We start from the raw sequence: 14205 nt of genomic DNA, 5'->3' as shown, positions 1-14205 counted from the left end.
GATGACCGCAGTACTCGGAAACGGGACGCAGAGCCTTGTCCGGCAGTGGGTTCCCGTGTGCAGGTACGACGACCTGATCCCCGAACGCGGTGTCGCGGCACTCGTGGGTGAGGTCCAGGTCGCGATCTTCCGTACGTACGAGGGGGAGGTGTACGCCGTCGGCAACGCTGATCCGTTCTCTGGTGCGTGCGTCATGTCGCGCGGCATCGTCGGCAGCGCGGGCACGACGCCGACCGTGGCGTCGCCGATGTTCAAGCAGGCGTTCGATCTGCGGACCGGCCAGTGCCTGGCCGAGCCCGGCGTCGCCATCCCGGCGTATCCGGTCTCGTGCGAGGGCGGCATCATCAGTATCGCCGTCGAGGGTCCGTCGTGACCACGACCGACCCGGTGGCACCGGTGGCGGGCTCGATCGGGCCGCAGGGCGGTTCGCAGGGCGCCCCCGGCGGCGCGTCGGATGCCGTACCCCATGGTGGGTCCAAGGGTGGCAGGGATGGGCTGAACGAGCTGCCCCCGCTCACGGGGTTCACCGTCGGGGTCACCGCCGCCCGACGACGGGAGGAGCTGGTCGCGCTCCTGGAGCGCCGAGGTGCACGTGTGGTGGAGGCACCCGCGATCCGGATCGTCCCGCTGTCGGACGACCAGGCGCTGCAGAAGGCGACCCGCGCCTGCGTGGTCGGTGGGCTGGACGTCGCTGTCGCGACCACAGGGATCGGCTTCCGCGGCTGGATGGAGGCGGCCGAGAGCGCGGGTCTCGCCGACCGGCTGTACGCCACGCTGACCGACTGCAGGTTGCTCGCCCGTGGGCCCAAGGCACAGGGGGCGATCCGCGCCGCCGGCCTCGCCGAAGAGTGGTCACCCGCATCGGAATGCCTGAGCGAGGTGCTGGAACACCTGCTGGCGGGTGGCGTACGCGGGCTGCGGATCGCGGTGCAGCTTCACGGTGAACCCCTGCCGGACTTCGTGGCGGCGCTGCGGGCCGCCGGCGCGACGGTGATCGAGGTGCCCATCTACCGCTGGGTCCTACCGGAGGACGTGTCCCCGCTGGTACGACTGGTCGAGCTGATCAAGCTGGGCTACGTCGACGCCGTGACCTTCACGAGCGCTCCGGCGACGGCCGCGCTGCTCGAGGTGGCCGGCGCGGACCGGAACGCCGTCCTCGACGCGTTCCGCGGAGACGTGCTCGCGGCCTGCGTAGGGCCTGTTGCCGCCGGACCGCTCCTCCGCCATGACATCCCGATCGTGCAGCCTGCGCGCGCCCGGCTGGGCGGCCTCGTCCGGGCACTGACCGACCGGCTGCCCACCCACCGGACGCGTACCGTCGATGTCGCGGGGCACACTCTGGAGATCCGCGGCCATGCGGTGGTGGTCGACGGCGCGATGAGGACGCTCGCCCCGGCGCCGATGACGTTGCTGCGGGTCCTCGCCGAGCGCCCCGGATGGGTCGTGTCGCGGGCCGAGCTGTTACGTGCTCTGCCGCGAAGCGCGGACGGGCACGCCGTCGAGATGGCGATCGCGCGGCTGCGGGCAGGACTGGGGGACTCGCGGATCATTCGTACGGTGACCAAGCGGGGTTACCGACTCGCGGTCGAAACCGCGGAGGTCTCCTGAGCGGAGCGGTCGACGTCGACCGTGCCTGCCAGCACGAGGTCTGCGCGGGTGCGCGTGGCCGCGATCAGCTCGGCGTTGCGTTCGTCGCTGCCGAGTGCCCAGGCGCGGGCGTCGTCCGGTGACTTGCCGTACGCCTGGTGCCGGGCGATCAGTCGTTCATGACGTACGTCGGCCGGCGGGTCGAGAAACCACACCTCGTCGAGGAGGGTACGCACGGACGACCAGGGCTCGGCGGTCATGAGCAGGTAGTTGCCCTCGGTCACGACCAGTCCGACGTCGTGGTGGACCCCGATCGCCCCCGCGATGGGTTCCTCGATCTCCCGGTGGAACCGAGGCGCGTAGACGAGTTCCTCGCGCTCGTCCCGTAGCCGTCGGAGCAGGGCGACGTAACCGGCCGCGTCGAACGTGTCGGGCGCACCCTTGCGGTCGCGGCGATCCAGGCGGTCGAGCTCGGCGTTGGCGAGATGGAATCCGTCCATCGGGACGTAGTGCGCGGCGTGCTCGCCACCTCGTTCGACCAGCGCCGTGACGAGGCCGGTCGCGAGCGTGGACTTCCCCGCACCGGGCGCGCCGACGATGCCGAGGAGGGTGCGGGTGCGGCGCCCGGCGGCGTCGCACGCGAGCGCCTCCGCCCGGTCGACGAGCTGCTCGAAGCGCAGCGGTGCGGCGCTCAGGTCGTTCACGTCGGTCGCGTCGTTCCCATCGGTCGCGTCGGTCGCGATCTCGTTCCCGTCGTCGGGTTCGAACGGTGGTGAGGGTGTGAGGTCCACGGGTCCCTATCCTCGCCCTTCGTCCGTCGGGTGGCCAGCTCCTGCCAACAGCCGGCACACGCGGCCATAGCGCCACAAAACGTTCATGATCACCGGGGGAGTGTTCGCCGGGTTGGCGACAAGATGGTTAAGCTATGGAACTGTGTCTGAGGAAGAACCATCGGGAGCGGTCGACGCGGAGCCGTCGGTCGAGCGGGCCGTCCGCACCCTCGTCCGGGTGGCCCGCCTCTTCAAACGCGCCGACGCGGGCCTCAGCCTCGCGCAGTTCCGCACCCTCGAACTCGTCTCACGCGGCACCGAGCGGTCGACCCAGATCGCGAGCCGACTCGCCACCAGCAAACCCGCGGTGACGGTCGTCGTCGACGGGCTGGTCGCGGCCGGGCTCCTCACCCGCAGCAGCCTGGCCGGTGATCGGCGGGTGATCCGGCTCGCCCTCACCGACGAGGGCCGTGCCGCTCTCGCCCGCGCCGAACGCGCCTACTGCGAACGGCTCGAGCCGCTCCTCGACGAGGTGTCCGACCGCGACCGCCTGCTGGCGCTCCTCGCCGAACTCGATGACGTGATGGACGCGCGTTGGGCCACCCGCCGCAGCCCCGCACCGACCACCCCGGAGGTATCGCACACCAGATGACATCAGCCACCGCGACCGAAGCCAGTACGGCCACGACCACCAGTTCATCCCAGTCAGCATCTGGCCCCGGCGGCACGTCGGCCGCCGGATCCGGGCGTACCGACTCCGACCGATGGATCCGCCGGCTCGCGGCCTACTGCCTGAGGTCGAAGTGGCTGGTCTTCGTAGCCTTCGGCGGCGCGATCGTCGCGATGGCGGCCCAGGCGTTCGTTCCGCTCGTCCAGCGGCACATCGTCGACGACGTCATCCTCACCGACCGGTCACCGATGCTGCCCTGGGTCGGCGCGCTGCTCGGCCTGGGCCTGGTGACCTTCGGAGCGGGGTTCGTCCGCCGGTATCTGGGTGGACGGCTTGCGCTCGACGTGCAGCACGCGATCCGCGGCGACCTGTTCAAGGCGTTGCTGCGGCTCGACGGAGCGCGGCAGGACGAGCTCCACACCGGCCAGGTGGTCAGCCGGTCGATCAGCGACATCATGCTGGTGCAGGGTCTGCTGCAGATGCTGCCGATGCTGACCGGCAACATCCTGCTCTTCGTCATCTCGTTGGTCGTCATGGCATGGCTGTCGCCATTGCTCACCCTGGTCGCCCTCGCCGTCGCACCCGCGCTGCTCCTGATCGGCTACCACAGCCGTAGCCGCCTCTTCCCCGCCACGTGGGAGGCGCAGCAACAGGCAGCCGAGGTCGCCGGCATCGTCGACTCCGCCGTCTCCGGCGTACGCGTCGTCAAGGGATTCGGCCAGGAACGCCGCGAGCTGTCCCGGCTCGAGCAGCAGGCCCGGCGGCTCTTCGCGTCGAAGCTGCGGTCGGTCCGGCTGAACAGCAGGTACGGCCCGACGCTGCAGGCGGTCCCGCTGCTCGGCCAGGTCGGCATCCTCGCCCTGGGCGGGTGGCTCGCGATCCAGGGCCAGATCACGCTGGGCACGTTCCTGGCGTTCTCGGCCTACCTCGGTCAGCTGATCGCGCCGGTCCGGATGCTGTCGAACTTCCTCGTCATGGGCCAGCAGGCCAGGGCGAGCGTGATCCGGGTGTTCGAGGTCATCGACTCTGAACCGCTCGTGCTCGAGAAGCCCGACGCGATCGACCTTCCGCAGGGTTCGGGAGCGGTGGAGCTGCGCGACGTGACGTTCGGCTATCTCGAGTCCGACCCGGTGCTGCGCGACCTCTCGCTCGAGGTGGCGCCGGGGGAGACCCTCGCACTGGTGGGCACAGCGGGTTCGGGCAAGTCGACCATCTCCCACCTGCTGCCGCGGTTCTACGACGTGCAGCGGGGCAGCGTGCGGGTCGACGGCTACGACGTACGCGACGTGACGTTCGCCTCGCTGCGGTCGCGGATCGGCCTGGTCTTCGAGGACAGCTTCCTCTTCTCCGACAGCGTGCGCGCCAACATCGCCTACGGCCGGCCGGACGCCACCGACGAGCAGATCCGGGCCGCGGCCGCCGCAGCCGAGGCGACGGAGTTCATCGACGAGTTGCCCGACGGGATCGACACGGTCGTGGGCGAGCGCGGCCTCACGCTGTCCGGCGGCCAGCGGCAGCGGGTGGCCCTGGCGCGGGCGTTGTTGAGCGACCCGACGCTGCTCGTGCTCGACGACGCGACGTCCGCGGTCGACCCCGAGACCGAGGCCGAGATCCACACCACGTTGCGCCATGTCATGGCCGGGCGTACCACGATCATCATCGCCCACCGCCAGTCGACGCTGCAGCTCGCGGACCGCATCGCCGTGCTCGACGCCGGGCGGCTCCGCGACGTCGGTACGCACGAGGAGCTCACCGAGCGCTGCGCGTTGTACCGGTTGCTCCTGTCTGGTCCGGGCGACGACGCGGAGGGCGTCGACGCCGGTGAGCTGGAGGCGTTCCTCGCCTCGGAGACGTCCGCCGACGGGATCCGTTCGCCGTGGATACGCACGACACCGGAGGAGCCGAGCCATCTCACCCGCGTCCAGACGCCGACCGGACTCGGCGGTGGCTTCGGTGGCGGAGGCGGCCGTGGAGGTGGCGGCGGAGGCGGCGGCTGGCTGGCGAGCATGCCGCCCACACCGGCACTGCTGGAGAAGGTGGCGAAGCTCAAGCCGGCCACCGATGTGCCGAAGGTGAGCGTGGCCGACGCCGCGCAGCCGGACCCGGGCTTCTCGTTGCTGCGTACACTTCGGCCGTTCCGGACCCCGTTGCTGCTCGCGCTGCTCTTCGTGGCGCTCGACGCGGTGGCGACGTTGTGCCTGCCGCTGCTGATCCGGCACGGCGTCGACGCGGGCGTGACGCGGGATGCCTTCTCGGTGGTGCTCATCGCGGCGGCGGTGGCTCTTGGCGTCGTGATCGCCGACTGGTCCATCATGATGGCGCAGACCCGCGTCGCCGGCCGGACGGGTGAACGGGTTCTCTACTCCCTGCGGGTCAAGCTCTTCTCCCATCTGCAGCGGCTCGGTCTCGACTACTACGAACGCGAGATGGGCGGCCGGATCATGACCCGCATGACGACCGACATCGACGCGTTGTCGTCGTTCCTGCAGACGTCGTTGCTCACGGCCGTGGTGGCGATCCTGCAGTTCGTCGGCGTCCTCGTCGCGCTGGTGTGGATCAACGCCGAGTTGGCGCTGGCGGTCCTGGCGCTGATGCCGATCCTCGTCGTCGCGACGCTGATCTTCCGCGCGAAGTCGTCGGTCGCCTACCAGGAGGCCCGCGAGCGGATCAGCGTCGTCAACGCGGACCTGCAGGAGAACGTCGCCGGCATGCGGGTCTCGCAGGCGTACGGACGAGAGGACCACAACGCAAACCGGTTCGATGCCAAGAGCGAGGCGTACCGGGTCAGCCGGCTCCGGGCGCAGCGCTACATCGGTACGTACTTCCCGTTCGTCCAGTTCCTCAACCTGGCTGCGGCGGCGGTCGTTCTCGGCGTCGGTGCCGGGTTGGTGCGCAATGGCGCCTTGACGGCCGGTGCGCTCATCGCGTACCTGCTCTACCTCGACCTGTTCTTCTCGCCGGTGCAGCAGCTGTCGCAGGTCTTCGACGGCTACCAGCAGGCGCGGGTGGGCCTGCGGCGGATCGGGGAGTTGCTGCGTACGCCGACCTCGACGCCGGAAGCCCCCGGTGCGACGAAGATCGAGGCACTCTCCGGTGAGGTCGTCCTCGACAACGTCCAGTTCCACTACGACAACGCGACCGGCAACGCCCTGAACGGCATCAACCTGACGGTGCGGGCAGGCGAGACGGTCGCGCTGGTGGGGGAGACGGGTGCCGGGAAGACGACGCTCGTCAAGCTGGTGGCGAGGTTCTACGACCCGACCGGCGGCGTCGTCCGCGTCGGCGGGCACGACCTGCGCGACCTCGACCTCGCGTCGTACCGGCACCGGCTGGGCTACGTCCCGCAGGAGCCGTTCCTCTTCCCTGGCACCGTTCGCGACGCGATCGCCTACGGACGTCCGGACGCCACCGACGCCGAGATCGAGGCGGCGGCCCGCGCCGTCGGCGCGCACGGCGTGATCGCCAGGATGCGCGACGGCTACTACCACACCGTGGGCGAACGCGGCCGCAACCTGTCGGCCGGGCAACGCCAGCTCATCGCCCTGGCCCGGGCCTATCTGGTCGATCCCGACATCCTGCTGCTCGACGAAGCGACCGCCGCGCTCGATCCGGCGACCGAGGCGCTGGTGATCCGGGCGACCGAGACGCTCACCCGGTCCCGCACCACGCTGCTCATCGCACACCGGTTGACTACAGCCGAACGCGCTGACCGGATCGTCGTCCTCGACCACGGACGAGTCGTCGAGGACGGTACGCATGCCGACCTGTTGGCGGCGCGCGGTCGATATGCCGGACTCTGGGCGGCGTATGTCCGGGGTGAACAGATCGTCGCCTAACCGCGCGGCCTTTGGCGGCAATTGTCTCCCACGACAAGGAAACTGCAGCCGCGTAGTATCGCCGGTGTGACAGACGGGTCAGTGCTAAAGCGTTATGTCACCACGTTCGCGCCCGCATTTGTCGTGGGTGTCGCCTATTATGCCGCCGCGAGAATCGGCCTTCTCCAGGAGCTTGTCAACGGACAGGTCACGCCTCTGTGGCCGCCTACAGGGATCGCTCTCGTGGGTCTGCTGCTCTTCGGCCTGCGCACCTGGCCCGGCATCGCCGTTGCCGCCCTTGTCGTCAATATGTCGGTCGGTCCGATTGCTGCCGCCGTTGCGATTTCGGTCGGCAACACCTTCGCACCGGTGTGTGCCTACTTCCTGTTGCGCAGGGTCGGGTTCCGGGTCGAGCTCGACCGACGACGCGATGCACTCGCCCTGATCTTCCTGGCCGCGATGGTGGGGATGGCGGTCAGTGCCACCATCGGTGCCGGCGCACTGGTGCTGACCGGCGTGGTTTCCCCGGCCGACTTCGCGGCCACGTGGTCGGTGTGGTGGACCGGCGACGCGATGGGTGTGTTGGTCGTGGCGCCTTTCCTGCTGGCGCTGCGGGCCGTGCGGACCGTGCGGGCCCTGAGAGAGATCCGGTTGTGGCGTTGGATCGAGTTCCTGGCACTGCTGGCCGGCACCTTCGTCGTGACCGCGGTCGCCACCCGTACCACGCCGAACGTGGTGTTCCTGGTCTCACCGTTCCTGATCTGGGCGGCGTTGCGGTTCCAACTTGCCGGCGCCGCGCCGTGTGCGCTTGTCGTGTCCGTCGTCACCATCCAGGCGGTCGCCAGTGGGTCGGTGCCGTTCGCCGACACCGACCTGCTCACCAGCATGGTCATCCTGCAGGCGTTCAACGCATCGGCGGCGTTGACCGCGCTGATCCTCGCCACGATCATCGCCGAACGGAATCAGGCGTACGCCCAGGTGGAGCTGGCGTGCGTGCGACTTGCCGAGGTCGTCAGCCAGCTCGACCGGGGCCGGTTGGTGACAGCGCTGATCCCGCCGGTCAGTTCGCCCACCTATGAACCGTCCTCAGGAGCGGACGAGTAGCCGGGCCGGGGTCGCGGCGTCGATGGTCCACCCTTGTCCGGGTGGTAGGCACAGGCGTTGTCGAGAGAGTCCGTGATCGACGACTTCGACTTCTTCGTCGTGCTCTCCTTGATGGCGTTCTGGACCAGCTCATGGATCTGCTGGTAGTCCGGGTTCGAGGGGCGGATCACCTCGTTGGTGAAGGCGATACTCGTCACGTCCGCGCCTTTCACCTTCCAGGCCAGATCGGCGAACGCCGGCAACAGGTCGTGCGGAATGTCGGTGGAGAAGAGGTCTCGTGACGAGGCGGCGAGTGCCTCGTACCGGGTGAGGACCCTGAGCGGATCCGCCTGGTCGATGATCGCCTTGATCACGCACCGCTGGCGGCCCATCCGCTGGTAGTCGTCGGCGCCATAGCGCCCACGCGCGAACCACAGTGCGTCGAACCCGTCCAGGTGTTGGTTCGGCCCCTGCTCGATCCAGCCGCCGGGAACCAGGCCCGCGTCGGCCTCGCCGCCCATGGCCACCCGATGGTTGACGTTGACGGTGATCCCGCCGAGAGCGTCGATGAGTTCCTTGAAGCCCTCGAGGTTGACCATCGCGTAGTAGTCGACGGGAACTCCGAGTGCGCCGCTGACGGCCAACTTCGTCGCGTCCGCCCCGGGATTGTCGCTGTCGAGGAGATCAGGGTGCTGCGCGGGGACGTTCCGGTAGACCGAGTTGATCAGCCACTCCAACTCGTTGCCCGGGCCGGCGTACGTGCCGTTGGGGTAGACCTGGGCGGGTGCCGATCCAGCGGGGAACGGGATCTTCTGCAGGTTGCGCGGGACGCTGAACATCACGGTGGCGCCGGTCCTGGTGTCGATGCTGGCGAGGATGATGGTGTCCGGTCGTACGCCGGACCGGTCCGGCCCCGCGTCGCTGCCGAGCAGGAGGACGTTGACCCGGCCCTGGTCCTTCCATGGGTTGCCCACGGCGCGCGGCGCGGTCGTCGGCCGGGTGGCGCTCTTACTCGTCGAGCCGGCGAAGACGTGCTCGACGAGGTCCTTCTGCACCCACGCGTACCGTCCACCGACGGCGAACGGAACCGCGATCATGGCGACCAGGACCGTGACCACGCCGATGGCCGCGATGCGGTGCATGACACTCATCCCCGACGGTCGCAGGACGAGATAGGTGGCCACGACGGTCGCCGCCCACGCGAGCCCGATGAGCGGGAGCACGATGGCCAGCAGCAGCAGGGTGTCTGGCCGGAGGGCCAGGTGGACGATCGCCCGCGGCTGGGTCAGTGCGAAGTAGCCGACGACGGCGCAGAGTGAAACGAAGACGAGGAGAATCGATGCGCCGGTCACGCGCCGTCCTGCCGCCCACAAGCCACTACCTGGAAGGATCGCGCCGACAAGGAGCTGACGCATTGTCGGGGCGATGGACTTGGGCGCGTTTCGAGACCGATCCCGGTTGGAATTGTGCGACGAAGTTCCACTGTTGTTCGGTACTGGTTCGCGCATACTTCATCGTCACAGTGGCGCGAATTCGACTCAGGGATTTCTGAGAATTGAGCAGTAATTCGGCGGCTGGTAGGGAATAGTGTCGGTGCTTGTAACAGGGTCAAAGTTGGGCATCAAGGATTGAAATAGGCGCGCAGTCCGGCGGCACGATAAGCCGCCAGCGCCGCCGCAGAGGAGTCTATGCGAGTTGCGCCGACAGTCCGATCTGATCCGGAATTCCAATAGACGAACGCTTTTACCCGCGGCCAGTCCGCGGCCCGCATTCCGAGCTGGCGGAGGAGCTCTGCTTTCGCCTGTGGACTACCTGGCTTCTCCGCGACTCCCCATTCGGCGAGCATGAGCGGCTTGTCCGGTGCGAACTGGGTGGCCCAGGTGTAGAAGCCAGGCCACTCCGGATGGGTGGCGAAGCGCCGGTCCATCAGGTCCGAAACACCACCCCAGTACTGTCCGGTGCCGAAGGCATAAGGGTCGTACGCAATCCAGTCGACGACGTCATCGCCGGGATACAGGTCTCGATACCAGGGCTGGACTCCCCATTGTGGGAGTCCGATGTAGTTCATCACCCGGACGAGGTGGGACACCCCGCGTCGCTCCAGTCGGGTGACGACGTGGCGGTACATCGCACGGTAGTCCGCTGCCGTGTAACCGGACCCCTCGGTCGGGTCGACTTCGTTTTCCGGCTCATGGTGAACGGCGAAGAAGAACGGCCGGTCGTAGTTCCTCTTGATATGCGCCGCGAGCCGGTCGAGTTCGACGTTCGTCGCCCCTCTGGAAACGTCGTACCAGCTGCGTCCCGCCTCGGGTTTGTAATTGATGAGGAGCAGGCGTTCCTTTCCGGGCTCGTCAGCCAGGGCGATTTCCTGACTCGTCGGAAAAAGCTGGCCCGCCCGGTGGTAGAAATGCGCGATGTTGACGGTCCGGTCGATCTGCCTTTCGTAGTCGACCAGAGCCTCCGGCCAGGTTTCGCCGGCGACGGGATTGGCGGCGACTCCCCACCAGGCGCCGCAGGTTGGTACGAGCTTCTCTTCGATGCCGCATGAACTGTTGACCGACACGGTGGCGGTCGCAGGCGGTCGGGCAGGCTTCGTCGGTGCCGGCTGGCACGCCATCGACGCGGCGAGCACGCCGGCGACGACCACCGCGGTCGTGACCTTTCCGCGTACGTCGGCCATCTTCGGGGGAGGTCAGCTCCTTCGAGCAGGTCGAGCACATCGCCGGCGGGCATGGTCGGACGGGCATGGTCGGACGGGCCTGGGCGCGAAGCGCCCCCAACCCGCAGCGGCGGATCGGGGGCGGTTCGTCGCGTATGGACGGAGAACATAGCGTCCGAGCAGCGGCAGAGGAAGGCCAGACGATCAAGAAGATCCGGACAACCCGGAAGTCGCCGGCCTCAGGCCAGGTTGGCCCCCAGGGCGTCAGGCATGGGTGTCATGCTCATGATCGGCATGCCCGACGGGCTCGAGTTGGAAGGTGGAGTGCTCGACATCGAAGTGTCCCGCAAGACATGCCTGCAGGGCGTCCAGCAGCTGGGGAGCGTGCCCGTCGTGGAAACATCCGGCCTCGACGACGACATGCGCCGACAGCACCGGCAGGCCGGACGTGACGGTGTGGACGTGCAGATCGTGGACGTCTCGCACGTGGTCGACCCGACAGATGTGCGTACGAATGTGATCGAGGTCGAGCTCTGCCGGCGCCGCCTCGAGGAGGACGTCGACCGCCTCGCGGAGCAGGCGCAGCGCCCGAGGGACGATGACGAACCCGATCGCCATCGAGACCAGCGCGTCGGCACGGGTGAAGCCGGTGACGGCGATCACCCCGGCCGCCACGAGCACACCTACCGATGTCGCGCTGTCGGTGGCCACCTCGAGGAACGCTCCGCGCAGGTTGAGGCTCGCGGCGCGCGCCCGGTAGAGCAGCGCCACGCCCACCAGGTTGCCGGCGAGTCCGATCGCTCCGAACACGGCCATCCCGCCCGGTTCGACGGCGGTCGGCTCGAGGAGTCTTCGTACGCTCTCGAGGAGGACGTAGCCACCAATGAGGGTCAGCATCAGACCGTTGGCGGCGGCCGCGAGGATCTCCGCACGTGCCCAGCCGAACGTGTGGTGACCGGCCGCGGGACGGCTGGCGAGGAGCGTCGCACCAAGCGCCAGCGCCACGCCGCCGGCGTCACCGAGGACGTGACCGGCGTCGCCGAGCAACGCGAGGCTCCCAGTGAGGAACGCGCCGGTGACCTGAATCGCGAAGATCGCCAGGGAGATCGCGAGTGTCGCTGCCAGTAACCTCCGATGGCGCCCAGTCGCCGTCACGCCATGAACCCCATGGCTGTGGTCGTGGCCGCGATCCGTTGCCGGCGCGCGTGGAGCCTTGCCGTCGTGGACGGGTGCTCGGAACCGGCCGACCCCGGGAACGAACCGCCCGACCCGCGCCGCGTAGGCGTCGTAGTCGGCGCCGTGGACGCCACGCAGGTACGGCTCCTCGCTGCCGCGCACCTGCCGCTGGACGGTGATCAGCAACCATGCCCAGCCGGCGACGGCGAGCACGTTGGGCACCGCGAGAACCAGCCCGGCCGTGGCGACGAGTCCGGCGGTGAAGATCGGGTTGCGTACGAGCCGGAACGGTCCCGTCGTCACCAGGTCGGTGCGTTCGGTCTCGGCGACGCCGATGCGCCAAGACCGGCCCATTGCCAACTGGGCGGTGAAGACCGCGGCGATGCCGACGCCCGCGAGGGCCAGGCCGGTGAGGCGTACCGCCGGCGTGTCCAGAATGGGCAGTGCAGGAAGGCCCGCCAGCTCGGCGACCGGTGCGGCCGCCAAAACCAGCAGTGGGGCAAGGGTGCGCAGGCTGACCCACCACCGCACGCGACCACCCACCGATCCGGAACGCCTGGGAGGTCGTACGCCTGTGTCGCCGGTACGCAGCAGCTGGATCAGCCCGCGGACGCCGACGACGAGGACAGCGGCCAGGGCGTAGCCGGACAAGGCGAGGACGCTGAACCTCATGGCTTCTCCCGGCGTCGGCGTCCGGGTCGGCGTGGCCGCCCGACTCGAACACCTCCGGCGGCGCTATCCGTACGTTCGGGGTGGAGGGCGTCGGTGTGTTCGGTATGGGCGACCGCGAGGTCGAGGAGCATGCGTACATGCGCGTCGGCCAGCCGGTAGTACGCCATCCGACCGTCCCTGCGGGCCGTGACGACCCGGTGGGCGCGCAGCAGGCGCAGCGCATGGGACGTTGCCGACTCGCTCAGTCCGGTCACGGCGGCCAGGTCGCAGACGCACAGTTCGCCGTCCAGCAGGGCGAGGAGCAGCCCCAGCCGGCCCGGGTCGGAGAGCAGTCCGAACACGTCGGCGGTGTCGACGAGCGCGGTCTCAGCCGGCATCCGTTCCACGACCGCCGCGACCCTGGGGGCGTCGACGACGCGAGAGGTGCAGCTGTCGTTCGCCTCGACCTGCGGTGTCGGCGTCACGGCCAAGCCCTCCGGGTCGACCTCACGGTCGAGCCTGATCATCTGAATAGCTGTTCATACGTTGAGGCTAGCCCACCTGACGACAGTCGTGTCAAGCGCCCGCTCTCCTCCGTAACCTTGAGGTCGGTGCCCGGATGAGGGCGGCGTGGCGCGGCCGGGCGAGGGGCGGGATGGACGATTCCACCGCGGCGGAGCTCCTGGTCGCGGCCAGGGCTGGTGACGACGATGCCTTCGACCGCCTGGTCGGACCGCTGCGAGGCGAGTTGCACGCGCACTGCTACCGGATGTTGGGCTCCGTCCACGACGCCGACGACGCCGTACAGGAGACGCTGCTGCGTGCGTGGCGCCATCTGGAGCGATTCGAGGACCGTGGCTCGGTCCGGTCGTGGTTGTACAAGATCGCGACCAACCGGTCGCTGACCCTCATCGAGCGTCGAGGTCGCCGCGAGCTCCCGACCGATCTGAGCCCGCAGGCCGCACCGCTGGCCGAGACGGCATGGGTGGAGCCGTATCCCGACCAGTGGCTCCGCTGGAGCGCTGAGCTGAGCCCGGAGGCGCGCGCCGTCGCGCGGGAGAGCGTGGAGCTCGCGTTCGTCGCCGCGCTCCAACACCTGTCCGCGTTGCAGCGAGCCGTGCTGCTGCTGCGCGACGTCCTGGGGTTCGCGGCGCGGGAGGCGGCCGATCTGCTGGACACCTCCGTCGCCGCTGTCAACAGCGCCTTGCAGCGGTCCCGGAAAGTCCTCGAGGTGCTCCTTCCGGATGCCACCCAGCAGGCGACGCTGGACGCGATGGACGACGCGACGCGTCGCGACGTCGTACGCCGGTACATGGCCGCGTGGGAGGCCGGAGACGTCGATGCCATCGTGGCGATGCTGACCGACGACGCGAGGTACTCGATGCCGCCGCTGCCCACGTGGTACGAAGGCCACGACGGCATCCGCGCCTTCCTGGTCGAGGGGCCGCTCCGCGACCGCTGGCGCTTCCTACCGGCCGAGGCGAACGGTCAACTGGCCTTCGGTACTTACATGTGGGACGAGGCGAGGGCTGTCTTCGTCCCCGGTGGCCTGGACCTGCTCGCCCTGCGCGGAACCAGGGTCGCCGAGGTGGTGTCGTTCCTCGACGCCGACTTTCCGGCGTTCGGTCTCCCGGCCGAGCTGGCTGACTGAGCTGGCTGACTGAGGCTGGCTGAGCGGGCTGACTGAGCTGGCTGGCTGAGGCTGATCGGTCCGTCCGCGCCGGGGGCGCCCCGAAAATCGGTTGCCGTCGTGGCGATCGTCTGCTTCTCTCGCCGGGAGAGTTGGTCGACCAG

The 14205-nt window shown here is 69.0% G+C and carries 11 protein-coding genes; 6 read left to right on the top strand and 5 right to left on the bottom strand.

The annotated features are described in order from the left end of the window. The first annotated feature begins 1 nt into the window (after window position 1). Together nirD and ABNF93_RS00255 are read left to right on the top strand one after the other, a co-directional pair. Window positions 2-373 carry a nitrite reductase small subunit NirD gene (nirD, locus tag ABNF93_RS00260; protein WP_349325411.1) on the top strand — a complete coding sequence of 124 codons (372 nt, stop codon included), beginning with the start codon at window positions 2-4 and terminating at the stop codon, window positions 371-373. Continuing rightward, window positions 370-1608, top strand: coding sequence for a uroporphyrinogen-III synthase (locus tag ABNF93_RS00255; protein ID WP_349325410.1), 1239 nt, complete (start codon window positions 370-372; stop codon window positions 1606-1608). Before nirD ends, ABNF93_RS00255 begins: the two co-directional genes overlap by 4 nt. On the opposite strand, the gene ABNF93_RS00250 is transcribed toward ABNF93_RS00255, so the two are convergent. Then, window positions 1572-2378 carry a nucleoside/nucleotide kinase family protein gene (locus ABNF93_RS00250; protein WP_349325409.1) on the bottom strand — a complete coding sequence of 269 codons (807 nt, stop codon included), beginning with the start codon at window positions 2376-2378 and terminating at the stop codon, window positions 1572-1574. The genes ABNF93_RS00255 and ABNF93_RS00250 overlap by 37 nt on opposite strands. 142 nt (window positions 2379-2520) lie before the next feature. On the opposite strand from ABNF93_RS00250, the gene ABNF93_RS00245 reads away from it, so the two are divergent. The 3 genes from ABNF93_RS00245 to ABNF93_RS00235 all read left to right on the top strand — a co-directional run bounded on the left by ABNF93_RS00245 (window position 2521) and on the right by ABNF93_RS00235 (window position 7946). Further along, entirely contained in the window at window positions 2521-3009 is a 489-nt protein-coding gene (locus tag ABNF93_RS00245; protein WP_349325408.1) for a MarR family winged helix-turn-helix transcriptional regulator, read from the top strand. Beyond that, window positions 3006-6863 (top strand): ABC transporter ATP-binding protein, encoded by a 3858-nt coding sequence (locus tag ABNF93_RS00240; RefSeq protein ID WP_349325407.1) that lies wholly within the window; start codon window positions 3006-3008, stop codon window positions 6861-6863. Before ABNF93_RS00245 ends, ABNF93_RS00240 begins: the two co-directional genes overlap by 4 nt. A 66-nt stretch (window positions 6864-6929) precedes the next feature. Further along, a complete protein-coding gene (locus ABNF93_RS00235; RefSeq protein ID WP_349325406.1) occupies window positions 6930-7946 on the top strand; it encodes an MASE1 domain-containing protein in 1017 nt (338 codons plus the stop codon). On the opposite strand, the gene ABNF93_RS00230 is transcribed toward ABNF93_RS00235, so the two are convergent. The 4 genes from ABNF93_RS00230 to ABNF93_RS00215 all read right to left on the bottom strand — a co-directional run bounded on the left by ABNF93_RS00230 (window position 7916) and on the right by ABNF93_RS00215 (window position 12938). Then, a complete protein-coding gene (locus ABNF93_RS00230; RefSeq protein WP_349325405.1) occupies window positions 7916-9277 on the bottom strand; it encodes an LCP family protein in 1362 nt (453 codons plus the stop codon). The two genes, ABNF93_RS00235 and ABNF93_RS00230, sit on opposite strands and share 31 nt — an antisense overlap. 269 nt (window positions 9278-9546) lie before the next feature. Further along, on the bottom strand, window positions 9547-10605 hold the full coding sequence (locus tag ABNF93_RS00225; protein WP_349325404.1) for a glycoside hydrolase family 26 protein: 1059 nt from the start codon (window positions 10603-10605) through the stop codon (window positions 9547-9549). 243 nt (window positions 10606-10848) lie between these two features. Beyond that, window positions 10849-12432, bottom strand: a complete 1584-nt coding sequence (locus ABNF93_RS00220; protein ID WP_349325403.1) for a cation diffusion facilitator family transporter — start codon at window positions 12430-12432, stop codon at window positions 10849-10851. Next, the gene (locus ABNF93_RS00215) at window positions 12429-12938 is read right to left on the bottom strand and encodes an ArsR/SmtB family transcription factor (RefSeq protein ID WP_349325402.1); all 510 of its coding nucleotides are present in this window, start codon (window positions 12936-12938) and stop codon (window positions 12429-12431) included. The genes ABNF93_RS00220 and ABNF93_RS00215 overlap by 4 nt, the downstream gene beginning before the upstream one ends. 128 nt (window positions 12939-13066) lie before the next feature. On the opposite strand from ABNF93_RS00215, the gene ABNF93_RS00210 reads away from it, so the two are divergent. Beyond that, window positions 13067-14062 (top strand): sigma-70 family RNA polymerase sigma factor, encoded by a 996-nt coding sequence (locus ABNF93_RS00210; protein ID WP_349325401.1) that lies wholly within the window; start codon window positions 13067-13069, stop codon window positions 14060-14062. The last annotated feature ends 143 nt before the right edge of the window (window positions 14063-14205 follow it).

This window comes from Actinopolymorpha sp. B9G3, from assembly GCF_040120725.1.
Taxonomy (GTDB): Bacteria; Actinomycetota; Actinomycetes; order Propionibacteriales; family Actinopolymorphaceae; genus Thermasporomyces.
This window is presented reverse-complemented; position numbering and strand designations above follow the sequence as displayed.

Coding starts and splice junctions, on each gene's coding strand:
- ABNF93_RS00210 (WP_349325401.1), top strand. CDS start 13,067: ATGGACGATTCCACCGCGGCGGAGCTCCTGGTCGCGGCCAGGGCTGGT.
- ABNF93_RS00220 (WP_349325403.1), bottom strand. CDS start 12,432: ATGAGGTTCAGCGTCCTCGCCTTGTCCGGCTACGCCCTGGCCGCTGTC.
- nirD (WP_349325411.1), top strand. CDS start 2: ATGACCGCAGTACTCGGAAACGGGACGCAGAGCCTTGTCCGGCAGTGG.
- ABNF93_RS00240 (WP_349325407.1), top strand. CDS start 3,006: ATGACATCAGCCACCGCGACCGAAGCCAGTACGGCCACGACCACCAGT.
- ABNF93_RS00215 (WP_349325402.1), bottom strand. CDS start 12,938: ATGATCAGGCTCGACCGTGAGGTCGACCCGGAGGGCTTGGCCGTGACG.
- ABNF93_RS00225 (WP_349325404.1), bottom strand. CDS start 10,605: ATGGCCGACGTACGCGGAAAGGTCACGACCGCGGTGGTCGTCGCCGGC.